At 40.6% G+C, this 23,736-nt stretch carries 26 protein-coding genes; 8 read left to right on the top strand and 18 right to left on the bottom strand.

Annotated elements, in window-relative coordinates; genetic code table 11:
* Positions 1-38: 38 nt before the first annotated feature.
* Genes EGN73_RS05185 through EGN73_RS05165 form a run of 5 tightly spaced genes read left to right on the top strand, consistent with a single transcriptional unit; the run spans position 39 to position 3,659 of the window.
* Entirely contained in the window at positions 39-560 is a 522-nt protein-coding gene (locus EGN73_RS05185) for a DUF7935 family protein (protein ID WP_219287451.1), read from the top strand.
* A 14-nt stretch (positions 561-574) separates the two neighbouring features.
* Positions 575-991 carry a YkvA family protein gene (locus EGN73_RS05180; RefSeq protein WP_219287449.1) on the top strand — a complete coding sequence of 139 codons (417 nt, stop codon included), beginning with the start codon at positions 575-577 and terminating at the stop codon, positions 989-991.
* 13 nt (positions 992-1,004) lie between these two features.
* On the top strand, positions 1,005-1,721 hold the full coding sequence (locus EGN73_RS05175) for an NAD-dependent epimerase/dehydratase family protein (RefSeq protein WP_219287447.1): 717 nt from the start codon (positions 1,005-1,007) through the stop codon (positions 1,719-1,721).
* A gap of 3 nt (positions 1,722-1,724) precedes the next feature.
* On the top strand, positions 1,725-2,177 hold the full coding sequence (gene dtd, locus EGN73_RS05170; protein WP_219287445.1) for a D-aminoacyl-tRNA deacylase: 453 nt from the start codon (positions 1,725-1,727) through the stop codon (positions 2,175-2,177).
* Positions 2,178-2,186: 9 nt separating this feature from the next.
* On the top strand, positions 2,187-3,659 hold the full coding sequence (locus EGN73_RS05165) for an ATP-binding cassette domain-containing protein (RefSeq protein WP_219287443.1): 1,473 nt from the start codon (positions 2,187-2,189) through the stop codon (positions 3,657-3,659).
* Between the two features lie 245 nt (positions 3,660-3,904).
* On the opposite strand, the gene EGN73_RS05160 is transcribed toward EGN73_RS05165, so the two are convergent.
* Both EGN73_RS05160 and EGN73_RS05155 read right to left on the bottom strand, forming a co-directional pair.
* Positions 3,905-4,294: a hypothetical protein gene (locus EGN73_RS05160; protein ID WP_219287441.1), complete on the bottom strand. Its 390-nt coding sequence runs from the start codon at positions 4,292-4,294 to the stop codon at positions 3,905-3,907.
* A 343-nt stretch (positions 4,295-4,637) separates the two neighbouring features.
* The gene (locus tag EGN73_RS05155; RefSeq protein WP_219287439.1) at positions 4,638-5,309 is read right to left on the bottom strand and encodes a metallophosphoesterase family protein; all 672 of its coding nucleotides are present in this window, start codon (positions 5,307-5,309) and stop codon (positions 4,638-4,640) included.
* Between the two features lie 241 nt (positions 5,310-5,550).
* On the opposite strand from EGN73_RS05155, the gene EGN73_RS05150 reads away from it, so the two are divergent.
* Entirely contained in the window at positions 5,551-6,087 is a 537-nt protein-coding gene (locus EGN73_RS05150) for a DUF4136 domain-containing protein (protein ID WP_246611475.1), read from the top strand.
* On the opposite strand, the gene EGN73_RS05145 is transcribed toward EGN73_RS05150, so the two are convergent.
* From EGN73_RS05145 to EGN73_RS05095, 11 genes are all read right to left on the bottom strand, one after another.
* Positions 6,074-7,645, bottom strand: coding sequence for a glycoside hydrolase family 3 protein (locus EGN73_RS05145; RefSeq protein WP_219287435.1), 1,572 nt, complete (start codon positions 7,643-7,645; stop codon positions 6,074-6,076). The two genes, EGN73_RS05150 and EGN73_RS05145, sit on opposite strands and share 14 nt — an antisense overlap.
* A 13-nt stretch (positions 7,646-7,658) precedes the next feature.
* Entirely contained in the window at positions 7,659-8,933 is a 1,275-nt protein-coding gene (locus EGN73_RS05140; protein WP_219287433.1) for an MFS transporter, read from the bottom strand.
* Positions 8,926-9,399: a GNAT family N-acetyltransferase gene (locus tag EGN73_RS05135; RefSeq protein ID WP_343207082.1), complete on the bottom strand. Its 474-nt coding sequence runs from the start codon at positions 9,397-9,399 to the stop codon at positions 8,926-8,928. The genes EGN73_RS05140 and EGN73_RS05135 overlap by 8 nt, the downstream gene beginning before the upstream one ends.
* 5 nt (positions 9,400-9,404) lie before the next feature.
* On the bottom strand, positions 9,405-11,069 hold the full coding sequence (locus tag EGN73_RS05130) for a glycoside hydrolase family 10-like protein (RefSeq protein WP_219287430.1): 1,665 nt from the start codon (positions 11,067-11,069) through the stop codon (positions 9,405-9,407).
* A 29-nt stretch (positions 11,070-11,098) separates the two neighbouring features.
* Positions 11,099-11,758 (bottom strand): N-acetylmuramoyl-L-alanine amidase, encoded by a 660-nt coding sequence (locus EGN73_RS05125; RefSeq protein ID WP_219287428.1) that lies wholly within the window; start codon positions 11,756-11,758, stop codon positions 11,099-11,101.
* A gap of 72 nt (positions 11,759-11,830) precedes the next feature.
* Positions 11,831-12,787, bottom strand: a complete 957-nt coding sequence (hutG, locus tag EGN73_RS05120) for a formimidoylglutamase (protein WP_219287426.1) — start codon at positions 12,785-12,787, stop codon at positions 11,831-11,833.
* An 11-nt stretch (positions 12,788-12,798) separates the two neighbouring features.
* The gene (locus EGN73_RS05115; protein WP_219287425.1) at positions 12,799-13,200 is read right to left on the bottom strand and encodes a VOC family protein; all 402 of its coding nucleotides are present in this window, start codon (positions 13,198-13,200) and stop codon (positions 12,799-12,801) included.
* A 65-nt stretch (positions 13,201-13,265) separates the two neighbouring features.
* The gene (locus EGN73_RS05110; RefSeq protein WP_219287423.1) at positions 13,266-14,732 is read right to left on the bottom strand and encodes a Gfo/Idh/MocA family protein; all 1,467 of its coding nucleotides are present in this window, start codon (positions 14,730-14,732) and stop codon (positions 13,266-13,268) included.
* A 98-nt stretch (positions 14,733-14,830) separates the two neighbouring features.
* Positions 14,831-14,986, bottom strand: a complete 156-nt coding sequence (locus EGN73_RS05105) for a hypothetical protein (RefSeq protein WP_219287422.1) — start codon at positions 14,984-14,986, stop codon at positions 14,831-14,833.
* 193 nt (positions 14,987-15,179) lie between these two features.
* Positions 15,180-15,641, bottom strand: coding sequence for an SRPBCC domain-containing protein (locus tag EGN73_RS05100; RefSeq protein ID WP_219287420.1), 462 nt, complete (start codon positions 15,639-15,641; stop codon positions 15,180-15,182).
* A 91-nt stretch (positions 15,642-15,732) separates the two neighbouring features.
* Positions 15,733-16,338, bottom strand: a complete 606-nt coding sequence (locus EGN73_RS05095; RefSeq protein ID WP_219287418.1) for a DUF2911 domain-containing protein — start codon at positions 16,336-16,338, stop codon at positions 15,733-15,735.
* A 231-nt stretch (positions 16,339-16,569) separates the two neighbouring features.
* Here EGN73_RS05095 and EGN73_RS05090 point away from each other — a divergent pair, with 231 nt between their 5' ends.
* Positions 16,570-17,235: an FAD-binding oxidoreductase gene (locus EGN73_RS05090; RefSeq protein WP_009034586.1), complete on the top strand. Its 666-nt coding sequence runs from the start codon at positions 16,570-16,572 to the stop codon at positions 17,233-17,235.
* Positions 17,236-17,275: 40 nt separating this feature from the next.
* Here EGN73_RS05090 and EGN73_RS05085 read toward each other — a convergent pair whose 3' ends face one another.
* Together EGN73_RS05085 and EGN73_RS05080 are read right to left on the bottom strand one after the other, a co-directional pair.
* A complete protein-coding gene (locus EGN73_RS05085) occupies positions 17,276-17,491 on the bottom strand; it encodes a helix-turn-helix domain-containing protein (protein WP_219287417.1) in 216 nt (71 codons plus the stop codon).
* A 3-nt stretch (positions 17,492-17,494) separates the two neighbouring features.
* Positions 17,495-18,055 carry a DUF2975 domain-containing protein gene (locus tag EGN73_RS05080; protein WP_219287415.1) on the bottom strand — a complete coding sequence of 187 codons (561 nt, stop codon included), beginning with the start codon at positions 18,053-18,055 and terminating at the stop codon, positions 17,495-17,497.
* Positions 18,056-18,275: 220 nt separating this feature from the next.
* Here EGN73_RS05080 and EGN73_RS05075 point away from each other — a divergent pair, with 220 nt between their 5' ends.
* On the top strand, positions 18,276-19,112 hold the full coding sequence (locus tag EGN73_RS05075; RefSeq protein WP_219287414.1) for a DUF4349 domain-containing protein: 837 nt from the start codon (positions 18,276-18,278) through the stop codon (positions 19,110-19,112).
* Positions 19,113-19,326: 214 nt separating this feature from the next.
* Here the strand turns inward: EGN73_RS05075 and EGN73_RS05070 are convergent, their stop codons facing one another.
* The 3 genes from EGN73_RS05070 to EGN73_RS05060 form a co-directional block, all read right to left on the bottom strand.
* The gene (locus tag EGN73_RS05070; RefSeq protein WP_219287412.1) at positions 19,327-20,376 is read right to left on the bottom strand and encodes a hypothetical protein; all 1,050 of its coding nucleotides are present in this window, start codon (positions 20,374-20,376) and stop codon (positions 19,327-19,329) included.
* A 122-nt stretch (positions 20,377-20,498) separates the two neighbouring features.
* Positions 20,499-20,678: a hypothetical protein gene (locus EGN73_RS22490; RefSeq protein ID WP_343207088.1), complete on the bottom strand. Its 180-nt coding sequence runs from the start codon at positions 20,676-20,678 to the stop codon at positions 20,499-20,501.
* 248 nt (positions 20,679-20,926) lie between these two features.
* Entirely contained in the window at positions 20,927-23,560 is a 2,634-nt protein-coding gene (locus EGN73_RS05060; RefSeq protein WP_219287410.1) for a valine--tRNA ligase, read from the bottom strand.
* Positions 23,561-23,736: the final 176 nt, after the last annotated feature.

Genomic DNA, 23,736 nt, shown 5'->3' with positions numbered 1-23,736 from the left:
AACTTTGTCAAACAAGAAAAAATAAAAATCAATACAATATGGAGTACTTGGCTGATTTGTTGAAAATCATCTTGCCGGCCGGCTTAGTCATCTACGGGATGTACCTTACCATCATGAGCTTCCTCAAAAAAGAGAGAGAAAAAATGCTGGTGGACCTAAAAACACAAAATACAAATACCCTCTTGCCCATTCGGCTTCAGGCCGGGGAGAGGATTTGTCTGCTGTTGGAAAGGATCACCCCCAACAATCTGGTAAGGCGTGTCAACAGTCCGGAGTATTCTGCCAGAGACCTTTACCATCAGTTGCTGCATGAAGTAAGGGAAGAATTTAACCATAACCTGTCCCAACAGGTTTATTTTTCGGACGAGACTTGGGAAAGTGTGAGAAGGGGAGTGGAAAGTGTCATCACTATGGTCAATCAGGCCATGCAGGAAATGCCTGATGAGGCACGAGGGATTGATTTGGCCAAGAAAATTTTCCAAATATCCCTGGATCAAAAGTCTGACACCATTCAGAAAGCCCTTACGAGAGTTAAGGACGAGATCAGGATATTTTTCTAAACAAAAAAGACATTATGGGTACATTTAGAGACAGATCAATTGATTTTTTTACCAAAGCAAAATTGCTTTATCAGCAAAAGGCACAGGAAATCGCAGGAGAAGATGGGAAGTTGAAAAAACTGGTGGAGAAGGTCAGGATGAGGCTGGATCAGGTATCCCATAACCCTAAGATTCAGGAAGCATTGGAACCTATCCTGGTTTTTAAAAGAATGATCATCGCCCATAGGCGAAAGGAATTCAAAGTGTCCAACAGGACTTTGGGATTGATTGTGTTGGGACTGGTCTATTTTGTGACTCCACTTGATATTATTCCGGATTTTATTCCTGTGATCGGATATGTAGATGACCTTTCCGTACTTCTGGCAGTATTCAACACGGTAAAAGATGAAGTGGAGGACTTTAGAAAATGGGAAAAATCCAAGTTGTTTTAAAAACAATAACACGATGAAAAAAATAGCTTTTTTGGCAGGTACATCCGGACTGGTCGGAATGCAGCTTTTACATCAGCTGATTCAACATGAGGAGTATGATATGATCATTTCATTTGGAAGACGCAAGCTTGCACTCAAACACGGTAAGCTGGCACAGGTTGAAGTGGATTTCAAAAATATCCGTACGCTCAACCTGGAGTCCAAACTCCGAGAAGAGGACATGGGTGGGACTTATTTTCCACTGATTGAGGCACTCAAAGAAAAGTCTGTCAGTATCCATGCTTTTTGTTCTTTGGGTACCACTATCAAATCTGCCGGATCAAAAGAAAAGTTTTATGAAATTGACCATGACTATGTGGTCAACTTTGCCATTTGGGCGCAGCAGCAAGGTGCGGAAAAATTTCTTTATGTCAGTGCACTGGGTGCTGATCCCCAATCGAATGTTTTTTACAATCAGGTCAAAGGTGAGATTGAAGAAGACCTTAAAGTTGTCCCTTTTGAATATTTGGGACTGTTTGAGCCTTCCTTGCTTCTGGGTAACAGAAATGAATTCAGATTGGGCGAGGAGGTGGCCAAAATTGTCTCCAAGCCTTTGGTGTGGCTCAAATTGGCTAAAAAATACAGGCCGATCTATGATTATCAGGTTGCAAAGGCCATGATCCATCACGCCAATGTAGATAAAAAAGTGAAAGTGGAAGTAATTCCTTCCAAGGACATGCAAGACTTTTAACGCATGATAGCAGTCATTCAAAGAGTCTCAGAATCATCCGTGAAAGTAGATGGTAAAACCATAGGGCAGATAGGAAAAGGCCTGATGGTGCTATTGGGAATTGAGGACTCGGATACCCAGGAAGATATAGATTGGCTCAGCAAAAAAATTGTCAACCTCAGGATTTTTCCGGATGAAAATGAAGTCATGAACAGGAGTCTCTTGGACAGTGGTGGGGATGTATTGCTGATTTCTCAATTCACCCTTCATGCCAGCACCAAAAAGGGAAACCGTCCTTCTTATATTAGGGCAGCTAAACCTGATTTTGCCATACCTATGTATGAAAAATTTATTTTGGCCATAGAAGCAGAATTGGGTAAAAAAATAGAAACAGGGGAGTTTGGAGCAGATATGAAAGTTTCCTTGGTAAATGACGGTCCAGTCACCATTATCATAGATTCCAAAAATAAAATGTAGTAAAAAGTATTGTCAAACCTTATCCACATATCAAAAGCTACAGTAAGACACCTGGACAAGGTGGTATTTGAAGGGCTGGATTTTACCTGGCTAGAAGGGCAACATTGGGCCGTGGTGGGGAATTCAGGAGCCGAGTTGACGGCATTTTTGGAAACGCTTCTGGGAAGAAGCATGGTCACAGCCGGAAGTATAAACCGTCCTTTTTCCAATGCTTACCGCAATCAAATGGCTGATGAGGGGAAAGTCAATTCTTTTCGGGACTTGATAGCGGTAGTTTCGCAGCAATATACTTTCAGGAACAAGTCCAATCTCCAGAATTTTTATTATCAACAGCGTTTCAATTCCATGGAATCAGAGGAAGCGGCTACTGTGGAAGACTTTCTGGAAAGTATAGAAGTGAAGGTCACGGGAGATTGGTCATTGAAAAGGGTACTGCAACTGATGCGCTTGGAGGAACTGAGGGACAAATCACTCATCAAACTATCCAATGGCGAAACCAGAAGGTTGGCCATTGCCAAGGCACTGATGCAAAACCCAAGTTTACTATTAATGGATCAGCCGCTTACCGGTCTGGATGTACAGACCAGAGAGGATTTTGGCGGAATATTGGAAGAAATCACTGCGTCAGGCATCCACTTATTGATGACAAGCAATCCCGGAGAAATTCCCCCTTGTATTACAAATGTAGGGGTGTTGGGGAAGAAAAAGATGGCCAAAGTGTTTCCTTCTTCAGAGAACAGTAAGTTGGAATTTGACAATGAGAAGGTCAATACCTTTGAGGAAGCCAATTTGATCAAATTATTGCTTCCTTACCCCTTGCCGGAATATGATTCCATTATCAGGCTGAAGGACGTTCATGTCCGTTATGGAGACAAGGTAATTCTTCATAATGTCAATTGGGAAGTGGAATCAGGAGAAAGATGGAGTTTGAAAGGGCAAAATGGTGCCGGAAAATCTACCTTGCTCAGCTTGATTTTGGGTGAAAATCCACAGGCTTATGCCAATGAAATATTCCTTTTTGACAGGAAAAGAGGGACAGGAGAAAGTATCTGGGACATTAAAAAAAGGATAGGATTCGTGGCTCCAGAACTGGGTAGGTTTTTTCCTGCCAATCAGACCTGTTTGAAAGTGGTACTTTCAGGTCTCTTTGATACCATGGGCCTGTTCAAAAAAGTCAGTTCTGAACAGGAAAAGTTGGCCCTGCAATGGTTGCAATATTTTGGTTTGGAGGATACCTCGGATAAATTGTTGAGTAAAGTTTCCTTAGAAAACCAACGCTTTATCCTGCTTGCCAGGGCTTTGATCAAAAAACCTGATTTATTGGTGCTGGACGAAGCGTCTCAAGGAATGGATATGATGCAGCGAAGGATTTTTAAGGAAACAGTAAATAGAATCTGTGAGTTGACTCCCGTGACCTTGATCTATGTGAGTCATTATGTAGAAGATATTCCGGAGGTGGTGGATAGGGAGTTTGGATTGTAGACTTTGAAGATTAAAGATTTAAGATTTAAGATTTAAGATTTAAGATTGAAGATTTGGGCTTTGCGTTATTATTGAAAGGCCTCGTAAATCGTACTTCGCAAATCTTAAATCATGCAGAAGCAAGAGATGAGGGATACGATGTCTTCGAAATTCTTTATTCGATGTTCAATATTCATAATTTCGAATGAAGAATGATAAAGTATTGTCAGAGCAGAAGGATGAAGGATTAAGGAAGTTTAGATTTTCTATCCATATTGTTCCAAAAGTTTCCTTTTGAGCTGCCTTGGAGTCATGTTATAAAATTTTTTGGAAGTATGGTAAACCCTATTTTCTTGGTCAATTAGAAAAACTGTATAATTATAGGTGGTCATATCCTGAATAAAACTGTGGTCTACGTCCGAAAATTGTGGCCTAAACACAGCATTTCCATGTGGGGCGATTACTAGGTTTCGCTGATTGAAAAAATAAACGAGGATTTCTCCTTTTTCACCATTGTCGATTTCCATGTGTGCCGCTCCGATATGTAATTCCAAGATATCTTTTGAGGTACCTACATAATGACGGGTTTTGGTAAGCGACCTATCGCAAGAAGAGGCCAAAATCAGAAAAAACAATATGACAAAATACCTTAGCATTTAGTGTTAATTTAATCAACCCATATTAAAGAAGACGGTTTGATTAAGGAAAGGTTTATGAACCTGCTTGATTTTCAATGGTCTCCATTTTGTTCCAATACCATTTATTCAAGATTGTAGGAGGTGGCATGATAGAATTTTTTGGAGCTGTTTTATACCCTGTCGTCTAATTCAACTAGGGAAACCACATAGTTTCATTTTTTCTTGAGAATCAAAGAATTAAAATGCCAGATTGACAGCTGAAGTGTATAATTCCTCAATAATTTCCTCGTACCGCCAACAACAATTGAAATTGACATTTGGCTTACTTAGAAGTGGGGTAGGACTTTCTTTAAACTTTTGATCAAAAAACCTTTTCTACATCCACATCCTTCTCGCTAGTAGGGACATTAATGGCTTCCAAAAACTTTCCATCTTCTCTCAGTCGGATTCCGGTCAGGCAAATATTTCTATATGCTCCAGTATCTATATTCCATGAGTTGGAGGCGGCACTGAATTCAGGCTTGCCGTTCATTCTTGGGGTATGGCCGATTACCTGTACCTTCCCCAGATTCAGCAAGGGTTTTCTGTTCCACAGTAGTCCGCTAGGGTCTTCTACATCAAAAGGATCATCAGCCGCTGTGGAAAACCCGGCATGGGAGACTACTACATGCTCATTGCTCCACATCAAAGGTAAGGTATTCAGCCAACACATATAGAAGTGGATGTCCAGATCATTTGCTTTAAAATTCTCCATGGTCTGAAAACCACCATTATTAAGCCAGTCGTTTTTTGATCCTGTATTTTTTAGAAAATCAATCATCATTTGCTCGTGATTGCCTTTTAAAAAGATGGTTTGATCTTTAAAGGTACTTTTCAATTCAAAGGCAAGTTTTACACAGGATGCAGAGTGCTTTCCTCTGTCAATGAGATCTCCGACCTGTATCATGGTTTCGGTTTTGGGATCCCAATGCTCCATGAGTTCAATATAAGTGTTGAGACATCCATGAACATCCCCGATAATAAAAAGTCCCATTTCAACAAAAATTTAGGTGATACAAAGGTTGTTTTTATGTAACGTAGCTGATTTATAAAAGATTTCTTGATATCGGTTTAAAAATTTTCTATAATGAGTTGTATTTCAGTATAATAGTCAAAACAATATTTTTAAATCCGATGTTAGAAAAATATGCGTAATTAGATATTAATAAATTTCAAACCTTATTTCCCTATTAAAGATGAGAGCTACACTGAAAATTCTGACAATCCTGTTCATTATGAGCAGTTGCATGAGCCAAAAAGACTACATCGCAGAATATGACTTTAATTATTCAGGAAATTTTAAAAGGTATAAGACTTTTAGTTTTGTTGAGAATCCATTCCCGGATACAACGTTTTTTTACAATACAATTGAAAATACTATCAGCAATAGATTGGATGCTCAAGGTTTTAGAGTCCAGGTTGACAAACCTGATTTATTGATCAACTATAAGATATTTAGAGACACGGTGAAATATAGGGGTTATGAGCAACCCAATTTTGATTATTGGTTGACCAGGAGGTCTTCACAATTTGAAATCACCGAAGAAATGGAAAAAGAGATCCGTGAAAGAGACGAAAACTATAATAACGTCAAGTACCTTCAAAATACCGGTATGCTGGTTATTTATGTAATTGATAATAAAAGAGGGAGTACAATATGGCAGGGGTATACTGCCGCAAATTTTGATTTTATGTCTCCCGAAATTAATACTGAACTTACCAAGGCCACTTACCGCGTCATGGATCAATTTAGACTACTTACCCGAAATTAACTGAGGTTGATATATCCCCGCTGCCTTCTGCCTTTACTTTTCCAAGTAGGTGGAGGGCAGCTGTTTTTTGTACTTCTTCAAACTGCTGTCCTGCACATATAATTCCTTTGAAATCTGATAAATCAGAGAACTCTCTTAGTGCAAGGTGGTTTCCGAATACATATAAACAAGTGTTTTTTTGCTGACTCAGATTGACCAATTTTTCCATTAATGCCTTGTCCAAGCCGAAATGGTTGATTGGCTTGGCTGAAGGTACAAACAAGGCTGATAATACCCATTCAGCATTTTTAAAACGGGGATTTTCAAGATCAAAGTCTTTTAGCTGAAATGTTTCACCATGACAATGCTCTTCCAATTGCTGGAAGAAGTGATTTTCACCGTTCTCATGAAGGCTGATTTTAAGGCAATTTTTAAAATCAAATCCAGAAGGTATAGCAAGTAATTCGCTAAGGTACTTTGGAGCTGTTTTTTTTAAAAATTCAGCATGATTCCCCCAATCGAAGCTGGGAACTGTAACCTTTTTGGCTTCAAGCACTCCGTACTTCTCTTTCCATTTCATGATTTTTCTGAAGCTTTCGTCAATTTTTTCCTCAGGAGCTTTTTCAGAAATTAGAGAAATGGCTTCAGGGATATTTTCCGAAAAACACAACAAGTCATTACCGGCAAGGAAGGCTTCCAGTTCCAGTTGGCCGGGCTCGGTAAACAAATCTGCTACACTTCTCATATTTAGCGCATCTGAGACAACCAGTCCTTCATACCCCATTTCCTTTTTCAAAAGATCTGTGATGATTGCCTTACTGATAGAGGCGGGAATCTCCTTTCCATCGGTCAACTCTGGTATAGCCAAATGCCCTACCATAATCATATCAATTCCTTCCTCAATACCTTTCAGGAATGGAAGTAACTCTTCTTTTTCCAACGCTTCCCTGTTTTTATAGAGTATAGGCAAACCTAAATGGGAATCCACATCTGTATCTCCATGTCCAGGAAAATGCTTATAGCAAGCGCCCACTCCTTGATCGGTATGGCCTTTATACATTTGCCATGCAAATTCACTCACTTTTTCCGTTCTGTTTCCAAAAGAACGATAACCAATCACGGGGTTATTTGGATTGGTATTGATGTCGGCCACTGGAGCAAAATTGAGGTGTATGCCTGAGGCTTTTAGGTCTTTGGCCATCCTCTTACCAGTGTCATAAATCAATTCCTTTGCTTCCTTGTCCATATTCCCCAAGCTGATAGCATAGGGATATTGAGGGGTGTTTTCTACTCTCATGGCAAGTCCATATTCGGCATCTATACTGATCAAAAGCGGAATTTTACTCACCAATTGATAGCGGTTGATGAGTTCTACCAGTTTTTCAAGGGTATTTTCATAGCTGAGCTTTTCCTGTCTCTGCTCAAAATTTGCGGCAGCTGAATGTCTGCTGTGAAAAAAAGTCAAACCACCTATTTTGTGTTCATTTATCAACCTTTCAAGGGACTGAATATTTTCTTCTGTATCATGAATAAAGGCCGCCGGTGAAAAAAGCTGCCCTATTTTTTCTTTAATTGTCATCTGATAGTTGATTTTACTTTTCTGCAGTTTTCTTTTTCCCGTAGTAATAGGGGTATTTTACATATTTCACCATCATGATTCCCGGTATAGCCGCCGACACTACCCAAAGGAAAAAGCCCTCATAGCCTAGCCATTCCTGGACAAAACCGGAGACCATTCCAGGAATCATCATTCCTAAGGCCATAAAGCCTGTGGCAATAGCATAATGGGAAGTTTTGGCGGGTCCTTCAGCCACATAAATCAGGTACATCATAAAAGCAGCAAATCCAAATCCATAGCCCAATTGTTCGATGATCACTACTGCACCGGCATAAAATGCCGATTCGGGCTGGAAATAGGATAGGAAATAATAGAAAACATTAGGTACGTTGAGCGCAAGAATCATCGGAAGCATCCATTTGCCCAAACCATCCCTGGAAATCACAATCCCTCCGATGATCCCGCCAAGACTCAAAGCAATGATGCCGAATGTCCCATATATCAGCCCTACATCTGTAGTGCTAAGTGCCAGCCCTCCTGCTTCCCTCGAGTCAAGCAGGAAGGGTGAGGCCATTTTGACCAGTTGGGATTCTCCGAGTCTGTATAAAAGGATAAAGGCCAATGCGATCCATATTTCTTTCTTGCTGAAAAAACTCTCAAAAACCTTCCAAAATGTCAATGATTCCGCTTTTACGTAATCCTTAGCTTTTTCAATATTAGGGGTAGTCCATAAATTGATCAATGTCAGCAAAAACATGAGAGACGCAATCAAAACCATGGTCAAAGACCAAGCTTGGGTGTTGTCACCAAATCTCTCTTCCAGATAGCCGGCCAATATTACAAAAAGCCCCTGCCCGGTGACCATGGCCACTCTGTAGAAGGTACTTCTCAGTCCTATAAAAAAGGATTGTTGCTCTTCTTTGAGTGCCAAAAGGTAAAAACCGTCAGAAGCAATGTCATTGGTGGCTGAAGCAAAAGATGCCACCCAGAAAAAGGCCAGGCTTATGATAAAGAACTGATTGGTAGGCAAGGAAAGCCCAACCCCAAGAAATGCCAGAGAAAGTAACAGCTGCATCCACAAAAACCATTTCCTCTTAGTAGCATACAGGTCTACCAAAGGACTCCAGAAAGGTTTGATTACCCAAGGTAGATATAAAAAACTGGTATACAGACCTATGTCAGCATTGGAAATACCTAGGTTTTTGTACATGATGACCGATACAGTGATGATCAGCACGTAGGGGATGCCCTCAGTTAGGTACAGCGGCGGCACCCAATACCAGGGATTGTTTTTTATAGGCTTATCCATGCGTTTGACGAAGGAGGTTTTGGTAAATACTGATTTCAGAACCTGCTATTTCCACTGCTCCCACTGTGTTTTTATAGAAATCAGCCGGTCCCACGCCACCTATAATTGCATAGGCATATCCCATTTCTTTGAGGGCTAATAGGCTCCTGACCAAAAGTACTTTTCCAATTCCTTTGCCCCTCCAACCTTCTTTGGTTCCTGTAGGTCCAAAAAAGTTTTTAGCCGTAGATTCATAGCAGGCAAAACCCAGGATTTCATTTTCTTTTTGGGCAATAAAACAATGAGCCGGATGAAAGGAAAAGGCCACTTCGGCTTCATTTTTCCAATACAGTCCGAATTCTTTTTCTACCCAATCACAGACAATTGATTTTTCCGGTGCTATGGGTCTTCTGATAATAATGCCGGCCTCTCTGAGTTTAATTTCCTCCGGGCCAACCTCAGGAAGCTCCATTAAGCGGACAAGCATGTCTTTCATCTGTTTTGGCTCAAGTTTTTGGGTTGGATTTCAAAGACTTTCGGTTTGGTTTCTTTTCCGAACCGGTCTATAAAGCTGATGGTGACAAATTTTTGACTAAAAGGTGTCAAAACCGGAATCAGCAGTCTATTGGTGTCATCAAGATACACTTTTTGCGATGAACTCCGCTCGCTTTTGAGCTGCAAATCCTGAAGGGTAGGGGCGGTGTGTATGAGTGCGTATCTAAAATCAGGATCCAAGCTTTGGATAAACTGGAAAGCGAAGCCATCCCCATGAGGTATAAGGTCCATCCTTTTATTGAACTGAGGTTGGAAACTCACAGGAAGGACATCTGGCGTCAGTGCCGGAATTTTGTAATGGTTTTGGTGAAGAAGTTCTGCTACATCCCTGTTTTTAAGGTACATGGATTTTGCGCTAAAGTAGGCATTGCCTGAGATGTTTGGGGTGATTTTGGAAAGAGCGACCTGATTGATTATTTCCAAAGGATTTTCCCAGGCTTTGTCTGCATTGTCCCGGATCTTGTAGGGTCCGTTACCGATGTAGATTTTGGTGTTGTAACTGTTTCTAGACCACCAATTGACCAATTCTCTGTATGAGGCCAAATTATAGTCCATACTCCAATACAGTTGTGGAATCAGGTAATCAATCCAGCCATTTTTCATCCATGTCAAGACATCCGCATACAAATCGTCAAAGTTGGTCTGCCCGGCCCTGGTGTTGGATCCGCTGGGATCTTTGTCCCTGTTTCTCCATACACCAAATGGACTGATGCCAAATTGCACCCAAGGTTTTTCTGATTTTATGGTTTCATTGACCTCTTTGACCAAAAGATTTACATTTTCTCTTCTCCAGTCGTCAATTTTCTGATTTGGCTTTCCATATTTTTTGAAACTCGCCCCATCAGCAAAATCAAGTCTTGCTACTTTGTAGGGATAGAAATAATCATCAAAATGGATGGCGTCTATGTTGTAGTTTCTGACTACTTCCTGAATGATGTTGACCAAATGTTGTCGGACTTCAGGCAAGCCTGGGTTGTAGTAGTACTTTGTGTCATATTTGATCATCCAGTCTTTATGCTTGAAAAAATCATGTTCTGGGCTGAGCATTTTAGTATCCAGGTTCATGGTGGCCCGATAGGGGTTTAGCCAAGCGTGGAATTCGAGTCCCCTTCTGTGTGCTTCCAGAATCATCCAAGAAAGTGGGTCCTCGGTAGTGTTTGGTTTTTGTCCTTCCTTGCCTGTCAGGTACCTTGACCAAGGAGCGTATTTGGAAGGGTAAAAGGCATCTCCGGATGTCCGGATCTGTACGATTACCGCATTGAAGTTCAGCTTTTGGTAATAGTCCAGGAGGTCGGTGAATTCCTTTTTTTGCCTTTCGAAGGGAATATGGCCTGCGCTTGGCCAGTCAATATTGGCCACAGTAGCTATCCACACCGCACGGAATTCCCTTTGGCTGGGTTCTATAGCTGTATCCAAGACCTTGTAAAATTCTGGTGCCGGAAGGGCATTGACAGTTCGTTCAGGGTAAGTGGATTTCCCAGGGCTTGTTGCAGGAATATTTCTTTGTCCAGAAGTACCGCTAGCTGTTGGTTGGGAAGTTTTACAGGATGAAAACAACCCGAAAGTAAAGCAGATAAGTAAGCCAAAAAGGTATTTATTCATAGTACTGTTTAGTATTCTAAAGTAAGATTTCAGGGATTTGATTTGAAATTTAAGTCCGATAGCTTTTTTCTTAGCCTTTTCATAAATCTGTCACCGGGATCTTGTTTGCTGGTCAGGTAATCAGGGTCTGTTTCTTTCCAGAGTTCAGATCCTTGAAAATCATAATATTCGTGATGGCCTATGACATATTCAATATTATGCTTCTTATGGAGATATCTGATCAATTCGGCATTGGCCTTAAGTTGCGCTTTGGTGAGCGGTGCCTCCGGTCCTCCAATATTTTCTATGCCAATGGCCATGTAATTCAATCCTATGGTGTGTCTGGCAAAAGCAGTATCTGGTAAAAGCCTGAATATGGTGCCATCCCGGTCTACCAAAAAATGAGCCGAAACATTCAGGTTGCTGGCAGAAGTAAGTTCAGGTCTCCCACCCAAGTGTACAGGGTTGAAAACATCAAATGTGGTCTCCAAAGTTGGTACAGCCGTCCAATGAACCACCACCATTTTCGGGTCAATTTCTGCCTTTTCTCTGCTGAGCCCATGTCTTTTCTCCAGATATTCTAAAGACAATTTTTCTCTTTCTTCATTGTATATGATGGGTTTCTCAAAAATACGGAAAGTCTGGGCTGATACCGAAAAAAGGCATAAAATGAAAATCAGTGGAGTTAGAATTGCCAATCTTTGGTTCATGGTTTTGGGCATCTTTTGGGTTATAAAATTAGGGTTAAAGTTTGAAATGGCAGTAGCTATTATTGCCTACTTTTAAGGTTTTTCCATTCGTATGAAAAGCTTCCTAAGCATGAATTCTATGCAACGGGCAGCAAGGCGTGCTGTGGCATTGTCCTGGTCATATTTGGGATTCATCTCAACTACGTCCATGCTGATCATTTTGCCTGATAAGGCCAGCCAATCCATCACTTTGAGGGCCAATTCAGGTCCGAAACCCATCGGGGATGGGGCACTGACTCCCGGTGCAAAGGCGGAAGAGAAACCATCCAGATCGATGGTGAGGTATATCTTGTTTACTTTATTCGTAAAGCCATTTAAGAGCTCGGCAATGTAATCCCAATTGTCCGGTCTGAATTCTTCCATGTCCATCCATCGCGCTTTAGCAGATTTGGCAGCTTGGAAAAGACCAGGTGTGTTTGCGGCTTTTTGAACCCCAAGGCAGAGGTAATGAAAGCTATCAGGGAATTCCTGAGAAAGTTGGTGAAATGGCGAGCCGGAATGCCCCTTTCCGTCGACCAATGGCCTTAAGTCAAAATGGGCATCCAGATTGATGATTCCCAAGGTTTGGTTTTTGGATTCGAGGTGTTGAAGTAAAGCTTTTCCATGAGCGTATGCCAGGTCATGCCCGCCACCAAGTAGTATTGGGAATACATTTCCTTCCAGCAGGTCAGCGACTTTTTCAGAAATCATGTCATGTGAACCCTCCATGTCCTGTCCTATGGTTTCTATATTGCCCAAGTCTACCAAGCTGAGGGATTCAGGTAGGTGGTATGCCATGCTGGCCATTACTTTCCTGATGGCGTCAGGGCCTTCATTAGCACCTGACCTGCCCAGGTTTCTTTTTACCCCTTGGTCTCCGCAATAGCCCAATATGGCCACTTTTCTTTTTTGCGTGGTCAATTCAAAAGATATAGCTTGGTGCCAATAATCTATAGATTGGGAATTTCTACCCTTCCATAATTTTTGATTTGCCGGAATGTGTTTTGCCATTTTGTTTAATTTCAAGGGTTGGGATAGTTGATCTGTATCAAGTCCCACAGGTTGCCATAAAGGTCTTCAAAAACCAAAACTTTACCATATTTTTCTATAATGGGTATTCTTTTTATCCTGATATTTTGGGAAAGTAAATTTTGGTAATCCCTGTCAATGTCATCTGTATAAAGAAATAGAAATACCCTACCACCGGTCTGGTTACCAATGCTGGCTTTTTGCTTTTCATCGGCAGCTTTGGCTAGCAAAAGCGAACAGCCTCCACCTCCTGGAGGTCTGACGACCACCCATCTTTTGACACTGGAAAGCGGAGTGTCTTCAAGCAGATCAAATTTTAATTTTTTGGTGTAAAAAGTGATGGCTTCATCGTAATCCTTTACCACAAGGGTGATTTGATTTAAAGTCTGCTTCATTAATACTACTTTAAGTTTGATTTCCAGGCATCCCATAAAATGCCTGGAAAAATGAATAAGCTCCCTTAAACTTCAAATCCGGTACGGTATTCTCTGCCGACAAATTGGTTAGCTTCTTCCAAGTTGGTAATCTGCATATTGTCACCGTCCCAGAGGAGCTTCCTTCTGCCGTAAAACTCCATTTGTCCTTTACTGTTTTCCCTTCTCAGCATATAGCTTCTGATAGCCAAGTTACCCATCAAAACAGTTTCGGTCATTGGACCTGCATAGTCGAATGAAGAAGTAAGTGCTTTGTGTTCTTTGCTTCCATATCCAGCTTTGATGGCGTCTACCCATAGTCTTTGGTGCCCGTATTCCGGTTCTTCATTGGATTCTGATTCCGGACCAAACTCCTGTGTTCCATCATTGAGGTACAGCTTGGGCATTAATGGGGAGCTGTCATTGATATTGGTAGAGATGATCCCTTTTTCTCCTATGATCAATACCCCATTAGCAGAATTGGCCCCTCCAATGTCATGGTCAGCGGGGATGATATCAGGATGTGATGGACGAATACCTCCATCACTCCAAGTCATTTCTATTGGAGACTGGCTTTTGTCTGTAGCGTCAAAATGCAGGGTGATAAAGGAAGAAGCCGGGGCACCTTCAGGATTATAATCAGGAGTCCACATCCTTGAAAAAACAGTGCCTACACTGCATTCTGCACTTTTGGGATAATGGAGGCCTAAAGTCCTGAACGGAATGTCAATCAAATGGCAACCCACATCTCCCAGTGCACCTGTACCGTAATCCCACCATCCCCGCCAATTGAAAGGGTGAAGGTTTGGTGTATAGGCAATTTCAGGAGCAGGACCTAGCCAAAGGTCCCAATGAAGATCATCCGGTTTTTTGGAAGGCTCAGGTTGTGGAAAAGCGAATCCCTGTGGCCATACAGGCCTGTTGGTCCAGACCTGAACTTTGGATATTTTGCCCATTTTGCCTGAATCTACCCATTTTTGAACCATGTCGAGCAATGGGTTGGAAGCTCCTTGATTTCCCATCTGGGTGACTACTTTTTGGTCTCTGGCCATTTGGGTCAGGAGCCTCGCCTCACGGATGTTATGGGTCAGCGGTTTTTGCACATAGACATGTTTGCCTCTTTCCATGGCATACTTGGCAGCCGGACCATGCACGTGGTCAGGTGTGGAAATGGTGACTGCATCAATGTCTTTCATTTGATCCAGCATTTCCCTGTAATCAGCAAAAAGCTTGGCATTAGGAAAATTTTCTATGGATTGTTTGGCGGAACCCGAAAAGTCCACATCACATAAGGCTACCACTCTTTCCCTTCCATTGACAGAGGCATTTTTGATGTCAGAAATCCCTTTTCCCCCTGCACCGATAGCGGCCAAGTTGAGTTGGTCAGATGGGGCCGTAAAGCCTACCCCTCCAAGTACATGTCTTGGAACAATAAATATGGAAGAAGCCAATGCGGCATTTTTGATAAAATCTCTTCTGGTCTGGGCTGTTGTTAGTTTTTTAGAAGGTTTCATAAAATGTTAGGTTTCTGAAATTTTTCGAGAAACCAAGTTAAACTTTTATGTTTATTTTATTTTCCTTCTTTGAGATAATTTTGGAAAAAGGGTGAAGCTTACTTCTTTCTGGTAAATATGGCTACAATGGCAGAGGTGAAAATCCCTGCTATTGGAGCGAAAATCACGCTTTGAATCAAGTAATTTTTGAAATTGAAATAGGATTCTGCTTCTTCTTGGGACATTTTTCCTTGGTCCACACTGTAGGTAATCATATTTTACTTAAAATATTTGGTGTTTAGCCTACTCCAGCCGCTTGCTCAGAATATCCTGCCGATTTAAGGTTATTCAGTAGTCTTATGATTTTAGGCAATACATGCATGGCCCCCTGTTTTCCGAGCTTTTTGTAAAAATCACTGTCTTTGGGAAATATATCTTCTTAGATTTTTGATGGGCATAGTTTAAAACTTATTGATCGGACTTTTTCATAAAGTCAAAACCTCCTTTTCTTAAATTAATTCCAAACTCTAAGTAGGCTTTGAGGCAGGCTAAGAAATTCGCCCAGCCGGCAGTATTGCCTTTCAGCCAATTTATGCCTTCCGCTGTATTTTCCATTCCGTATTCATCCACATAGACTACCGTCGCCAGTCCGTCATTTACAGCCTCCAACCTGATCTCTACTGTAAGTGCTTTGCTGTCCCCGTCCCATTCAAAAATTATTTTCTGGTTTTCCGTTACTTCCAAGACCCTGACAGGGAATGCGCCAGGAAATTCGGGGAATTCCCATTCTACTGTTTCTCCCTGTTGCATCATTGCCGTACCATGTGAGATGAAGTAGTTTTTCATCTTTTCAGGATCAATGATAGCTTTGAAAACTTTGTCAGATGTGCTGCCTACCTGTAAGGCTGTTGAAATTCGCAATTGGTCCATATCCTTGAATTTTGATGAATTTAATCAAAGATTACACAACAAAAAAGGGAAGCCGATTAGACTTCCCTTCTTGGATTAGTTTGCTTCTATCTTAAAAGGCTGCTTTAAATGCATCCATTTTTTGGTCTACTTGGGTATCTACCATAAAGGAAACTTTTACGTTTTCCCAAGCAAGGCTTACTTTCGCTACTTTATTGTCTTCAGCAGAAATGTAATATTGAAGTCTTTCTTTGGTCTTGTCCAATTTTTCAGGAGCAGCATTCACGGACACTGCTAGGTCCTTGCTCAAAGCATCCATATCGATTTTACCATCTTTCATGTAAGCAAATACCGAGTTGCCTTTGGAGTTGAAATGAAACACCCAGTCTCCAGACTCATTTGGAGTCACAAATATGGAGTATTTTCCGGGACGAAGATTGGTACCTCCTATATTGACAGAAGTAGAGAATTCAATGATGGTCTGGGCATTGGCTCCAGCTCTCCAAGGAGTGCCGTATTTTTCCAATTCACCAAAAACCTTTCTGCCTTTCACCGCCGGGGATGAATAATCAATGCTGATTTTGGTAAAGCCTACTACTTGGGATACCGTAGCTGCAGGACTTGGTGCAGGCGCCTGCAATTGTGCAACTGCATGCTCAGACTGAGCAAAAAAGAAAATGGCTGCCAATGCAGCGATGAATAGTTTTGTTTTTTTCATAAGTGTTTTGTTTTTGTAGATGGGTTAATTAATTAATCGAATGTACAACCTAAAAATGGTTTTGTTGTTTGATGAAGCGCCATTTTCAATCGGGATTTTTCAGAATGACTTGGTTTGATCCATTTAAAAATGACTATTAATGAGCATCTCATCTGGATTTTGGATTTGAATTTGTTAAATTGAACAATACTACAATTCATTGTTTATATAACTATAACAAATTAAAATTTTATGCCATATACAGTAAAAATTACAGATACATTTTCCTTGACTCATGATGTAAAAAGGTTTAAAACTGAAAAACCAAAGGGCTATACTTTTGTACCCGGTCAAGCGACAGAGGTAGCTATCAATAAAGAGGGTTGGAAAGAAGAAAAAAGACCATTTACTTTTACTTCTCTACCAGAGGAGGATCATTTAGAGTTTGTGATCAAATTTTACCGTGACCATGATGGAGTTACCAAACAAATTGAAGACTTGGTGGAAGGGGATGAACTGATTATTGATGATTCCTGGGGAGCTATTCAGTATAAAGGCAAAGGTGTGTTTATTGCTGGGGGCGCTGGGATAACCCCTTTTATCAGTATTCTGAGAGACTTATCCGCTAAGGGTGAATTGGAAGGAAATAAGTTGATTTTTGCCAACAAAACAGGAAAAGATGTAATCATGGAGTCGTACTTTCATGAGCTATTGGGGGAGGATTTTATTTCGATTTTAGATAAAGAGAAACTGGAAGGCCATTTCCATGGCAGGGTTAATATGGATTTCTTAAAAGAAAGAATTGAAGATTTTTCTCAAGAGTTCTATGTATGTGGACCTCAGCCTATGGTGGAAGGCGTCAGTGAAATCCTCAAGCACCTAGGAGCGAATCCCGATGGGATTACTTTTGAGGAGTAAGCAAAGGTTGCAAATTGAAAGGAATGCAGGTTGGTCCAGCCTACATTCCTTCTTCTTCAGAATACTCCAAAATATCCCCCGGCTGACAGTTCAATGCCTTGCAAATTGCTTCAAGGGTATTGAAGCGGACCGCTTTTGCCTTTCCTGTTTTAAGTATGGAAAGGTTGGAAAGGGTGATGTCTACTTTTTCGGAAAGTTCATTGAGAGACATTTTTCTTTTGGCCATCATTACATCCAAATTGACTATTATGGGCATAATTCAGATGGTTAATTCGTTTTCCGATTGAATGGCAACACCTCTTTTGAATACTTGTGCAATGGCATAAATCAATGCGCCCATCAACAGATACTCAAAAGCCCCTCCAACATAGCTTCCCAAAGCAGGGAGATCGAAGCCTCTTTTGACCAACCAAGAAAAATAGGCTGATGCCAGGATGATGACGATCCCAATCTGAATTGCGATTTGGGCGATTTCTGTAATCAGTTTGGAAACTTCAGCACTGAAGGGGTGTACCATGTCGATAGTGAGAAAAACCCTGATCATAAGATAAAACATGTAAGCCTTTTGACCGGCAATCACCAATATAAAGGACATGACTCCAATGTAATTCCAGAAATGTTGATCCAGGAGCCCATATAAGTTAAGGCCTTCATAAAGGTTTTTTGCTACCTCTGCATTAAAAAGGCTGTAGGTAAAAGTAAAGAGCAGTGCTCCAGCTTTGATGCACAGCCCAATGAAGATGGACCAGATCACAATGGTGATCAACATCAGCCCGGGCTGATTTTCCCATTTTTTCTTCCAATTTTCTTTCCAAGTCATATCGTGAGTGTTTTTATTATTTTCAAATTACAGTAAAAAATTATTGATATACAATAAAAATTTATTTTTTTGAATAAAATAAATTTTATTATTACCCCCCCCCCTGTTAATCAATGAATATTTTTTTTACCCCTTGGTATTTTAAGAAGTAATTTATTTGAGGGAATAAAAAGATCAATTGTATAGTTTTCGTACCTTAAGCATTCTTGTTTCAATAAAAATGAAAAAATATTTTAGCCTGTACTTGGTCTTTTCGGCCTTTCTTTTTGCCTTTTCCTGTGAAAACGGAGGTCATGACAGTAACCTTGCTGCTGATTTTGAAGAGTTCTTAGATATTCCACTTACAGAACAACCACCACCACCTGAAGAAGAAATTTTTATGGATAACCAAACTGCCTTTGAGCGGAAACTAATAAGAAGGGGGTATCTGGAAATTTCTTCGGGAGATATTCAGGCTGATTATGCTACAATCAAGAAATTGGTCTCCAGATTCCAAGCTTATGTGGAATCGGAAAATCTGAATAACCATAAGGATCGTGTTTCTTACAATTTCAATATCAGAGTTCCTTCTGATACGTATTCGAGTTTAATGGACACCTTATCTACAGTTGGAGGTTCTTTGATCAATAAATCTTCCAATGTTGAGGATGTTACCAATAGGTATCGCGACTTGGAGGCTACTTTGAAAAGTAAAAAAATGCTTGAAGAGCGATATAGGGAACTTCTTTCTAAGTCTTCTGAAATCAGAGATATGATTGAAATAGAGCGGAACCTCAGCAACATCAGAAATGAGATTGAAATCAATGAGTCGAGATTTAAAAGTCTCGGCAATGATATCGCTTACAGTACCATAAGTGTTTACCTCCATCAAGATCTGCGGAAATCAACTGTCTATTCAGACAGCTTCGGTGGTAAATTATTGAAGTCTCTTGCCACCGGTTGGAACTTGTTTGTATATATGGTATTGCTTCTTGTCAGACTCTGGCCTTTTGCGATTTTGGGTGTTTTAATCTGGTTTTTAGTCACAAGAATGAGGAGTAGAAATAATAAAACCTGAACCAAAATGAGAGCTTCATCATATCGGATCTCTCTTTCTGGTTTTTAACAATTAGGTGGATTTATTTTTTCTAACACCATTTTATCATGAGGCTTTTATATGGCTCCTTAAACAGAAAGGCACAAATATTCACAAAGTCATTAGTGATTTTTTAGTGCCTTTGCGCTTTGTGGCAAAAATTGATTTGACTCATGAAAGTTGTGAACCTTTTATTTCAAGAAGCATCTTCTACTACTATCTCAAAATCATCAAAATATGCCTTTCCCTCAGTGCCAGGCATCATGACAGCAAAAGGGATCATGAAGATTGTTCGTCTCGTAAAATTGGGAAGGGTGAGTTCTAATACATGGTCTTCCAAGGTGCCCCCAATGGGATCATTTTCAGTGGTCAAAGTAGCTGTTTCCACTAAATTAGCACCGGTATTGCCGATTTCGGTTTCATAAATCCTCAAAGCTATTGCGACTCCAGGGCCTTGCAGATTTTCTGCATTGATTTTTGTTCTTAGCGTTACGGATGCCCCTTCTGGAATATTTGGGACCAATATTTCTTTATAAATATATCCTGTATTTTGACCGTCCCCTTCGGATGAAATTCCAAGATAGGGTACACCAGAATCCTCATGTACACCTCTGGATACTTGGTAGTTGCCATTGTCATTGGAAAAATTCCAAAATCCATCCTCTAACTCATTTTTAAAGAATACAGGATCCTGATCAAAATCCTGCCCGAAATCAATGCATTGTTCACTGGCTGCTACCCTGTCAAACAATTCATCAAGGTAGTAAGTCCTTAATTCTTCTTCGCCTTCTCTGTATATTTCGAAAATATTAAATTCATCAGTCATCAGTGAAAGAGGTCTTCCGTCACATTTGAGTGCATTGTCATGAGGGAGGTTAAGAAAGGCATGTCCCATTTCATGGAAAAATAGATTTTCCCTTTGAATGTCTGAAAGGGCCGCCCAATTACAGTTTGGCGCTCTTGAAATTTCGACTGTTCTGCGTCCTGTTTGAGGATGAATGATATATCCATAACCACAATAGGGTGCATCATTTCTATTTATTTCATCTACATACACAGCATCCAATCCAGATAAATTTAAGTCAAAACCTCTAAAGCTGGCTTCTTCTGCAAATCTATCCAGAAAAAGCTGTAGATCAGGAAAATCGTCTTGAATGGGGTTGGGTTCGGGGTTGTCGTCAGTGTCACACGAAAAAATCGTAATTAAAACAAAAGCGAAGGAAAGTATTCTAAAATGGTTTTTCATCATAGGATTATTTGGTTCGGTCTTTTGACTTTACGCTAAAAAATAAAATTTTGTTTTGAAATCACTCTAAAAGCAATTTAAAATGATGTTTTAGAAAATGAGAACAGCTTTTTTGAATTACCCTATACTTTTTTATAAAAATCTATTCCGACCCTATTAATGTGTTCTAAAAATTCCGGATTGCTGATATGATGAAAAATAGAAAGATCTATTTTGTAGGGTAGGAGAAGATCGTCAAGTTCAAGTTCGATTTTTTGAAGTTCAGTGAGATCCAAAGAAGCTTCAAGAAGTGTTAGGTCAATATCTGACCCTGGCCTGTAATTACCCTTAGCCCTAGAGCCATGAAGTACTGCTTTTCGACTTGAGGATGTTTAGAAAATACATCTCTAATAAGCTTAATCGTATTATCTGATAATCCACACCTTAGATAAGGGCTAATTTTGACTTTTTAAAATCTAGTGGTTTTGGAAAAGAAATATGCAAAAAATAAAATCTTAAAGCGATTGATATCGACCAATATCCGAAAATACCGGTCGATATCTTTTTACATTTAGCCTAACTTAGCCAGTGCTTCTTCCAGCGTTTTGATCTTTGCTTCTGCATCAGCCTGTTTTTTCTTTTCGTTTTCTACAACTGCTGCCGGTGCTCCCGCCACAAAACGCTCATTGCTGAGTTTTTTCATTACAGAAGCCAAAAACCCTTTCGTGTATTCAAGCTCGTTGCTGAGGCTTTCCTTTTCCTTTTCTACATCTATGTCCTCTGTCATTGGCACAAAGCATTCATCGGCCTTTACCAGGAAGCTTACAGCATTTTCGACTTTCTCGGCAAAGTTAATTTCAGATAGGTTCCCCAGTTTTTTAAGGACCGCCTGATAGCTGATATACAGCTCAGGATGTTGGGTATTGATGGATAAAGACAGTGTCTCTTTGGGTGACATGCCTTTAGAACTCCTCAGGTTTCTGACCTGTGAGACCAACTCAAATACTTGTGCAGCTTCAGCAATTGGCTTGGTGTCGAAAGATTTTTTCTCTGGCCAATTCTGTACAATCAATGCATGTCCAGGCCCTCTATCATTGAGGGTTTGCCAGATTTCTTCTGTAAGGAATGGCATAAATGGATGAAGGATCCTTAATATATCTTCTAGAAATTCTATGGTTTTGTCATAGGTTTCCTTGTCTATAGGCTGCTGATAAGCAGGCTTGATCATTTCCAAATACCAAGAGCAGAAATCGTCCCAGACCAATTTGTAAGTGGTCATCAATGCATCAGAAATCCTGAACTTATCGAAGTGATCTTCGATTTCAGCCAATGCTTCCTGAAAACGGTTTTCAAACCAGTGAATACTTGCTTTATTTTCTGAACCTGAAATTTTGCTATCTACTTCCCAGCCTTTGATCAGTCTGAAAGCATTCCATATTTTGTTGGCGAAATTTCTTCCCTGCTCTACCAGTTTTTCATCAAACGGCAAATCATTTCCGGCAGGGGAGGAAAATAACATTCCCGTTCTTACCCCGTCTGCCCCGTATTGCTTGATCAGCTCAAGAGGATCCGGAGAGTTTCCAAGTGATTTGGACATTTTCCTGCCCTGCTTATCTCTTACTATTCCTGTCAGGTAGACATTTTTGAACGGCTTTTCTCCCATGTATTCATACCCGGCAATGATCATTCTTGCCACCCAGAAAAAGAGAATTTCAGGAGCGGTTACCAGATCATTGGTAGGGTAATAGTACCTTAAATCTGCATTTGGAGCATCACCTTCAAAAACTTTGCTGTCAAAAACAGAGATAGGCCATAGCCATGAAGAAAACCAGGTATCCAGTACATCTTCATCTTGCTTGAGATCTTCGATAGTAAATTGATCTCCGAATTTTTCATTTGCCAATTTCAAAGCCTCTGCTTGTGTGGCCGCGACCACAAATTCTCCATTAGGGAGGTGGTAGGCCGGAATTCTATGGCCCCACCACAGCTGTCTGGAAATACACCAATCACGCACGTTTTCCATCCATGCGCGGTACATGTTCTTGAATTTTGGTGGGTATAGTTGAATGATATCTTCCATTACCGCCTTCAAAGCCGGTTTGGTGATATCTTCCATTTTCAAGAACCACTGGAGAGAAAGTTTTGGCTCCACTACCGCATCCGTTCTTTCTGAATGGCCCACGTTGGATTTATAGTCTTCTACCTTGTCCAGTTGACCTGCTTCATCAAGAAGTTTAGCGATTTTTTTTCTGGCTACAAACCTGTCTTCGCCTATGAGGATTTGGGCTTTTTCATTCAAAGAACCATCATCATTGAGTATATCAATGACTTCAAGCTTGTGTTTGACACCAAGTTCGTAGTCATTTAGGTCATGGGCAGGGGTGACTTTGAGGCAACCTGTTCCGAATTCCATATCTACATATTCATCTTCAATGATAGGAATGGCTCTTCCTATCAAAGGGATAATGGCCTTTTTCCCTTTTAAATGGGAGAATCTTTGATCGTTGGGATTGATACAGATCGCTACATCCGCCATGATGGTTTCTGGTCTTGTCGTAGCTATTGTCAAGGTTTCGCTTTCAGAACCCTCTATTTTGTAATGGATATAATACAGTTTGGACTGTACTTCTTTCATGATCACTTCATCATCTGAAAGGGCTGTTTTTCCCTGCGGATCCCAGTTGACCATTCTTATTCCCCTGTAGATTTTACCTTTTTTGTGCAGGTCTACAAAAACAGAGATTACTGCTCGGCTGAGGTCCTCATCCATGGTAAACTTGGTTCTGTCCCAATCACAGGAAGCACCTAATTTTTGAAGTTGCTCGAGAATGATTCCTCCATATTTTTTCTTCCACTCCCAGGCATGCTCTAGAAATTCATCCCTGCTCAGAGAGTTTTTGTCAATGCCTTTTTCTTTAAGCATGGCGACCACCTTTGCTTCTGTTGCAATGGAGGCATGGTCAGTCCCAGGTACCCAGCAGGCATTTTTTCCTTCCATTCTCGCTTTTCGGATGAGGACATCCTGAATGGTGTTGTTGAGCATGTGGCCCATGTGAAGCACACCGGTTACATTTGGAGGAGGGATTACAATGGTGTAAGGTTCTTTATCGGGGTCTACTTTTGAGGCAAAAAACCGGTTTTCCATCCAGTACTTGTACCATTTTAACTCTACAGATTCTGGATTGTATTTGGTAGCTATTGACATATCTTCTAAAATTGAACTTCGGTTGGCAAAATTAAGACAAATTAAGTACCGCCCTACCCAAATTTGTTCAAAATCGGCAGGTATTGAGAGTTGAAAAGAGGAAATTTTAGGTTTTTTTGCTTTAAAAGAGAGCCCTCGAATTCTGAAAAGGCCTTTTTAGTATTGGTAGAACAATC

Origin of the sequence: Arthrospiribacter ruber, assembly GCF_019343195.1 — a bacterium.
In the GTDB taxonomy this organism is placed as follows: Bacteria; Bacteroidota; Bacteroidia; order Cytophagales; family Cyclobacteriaceae; genus Arthrospiribacter; species Arthrospiribacter ruber.
This window is presented reverse-complemented; position numbering and strand designations above follow the sequence as displayed.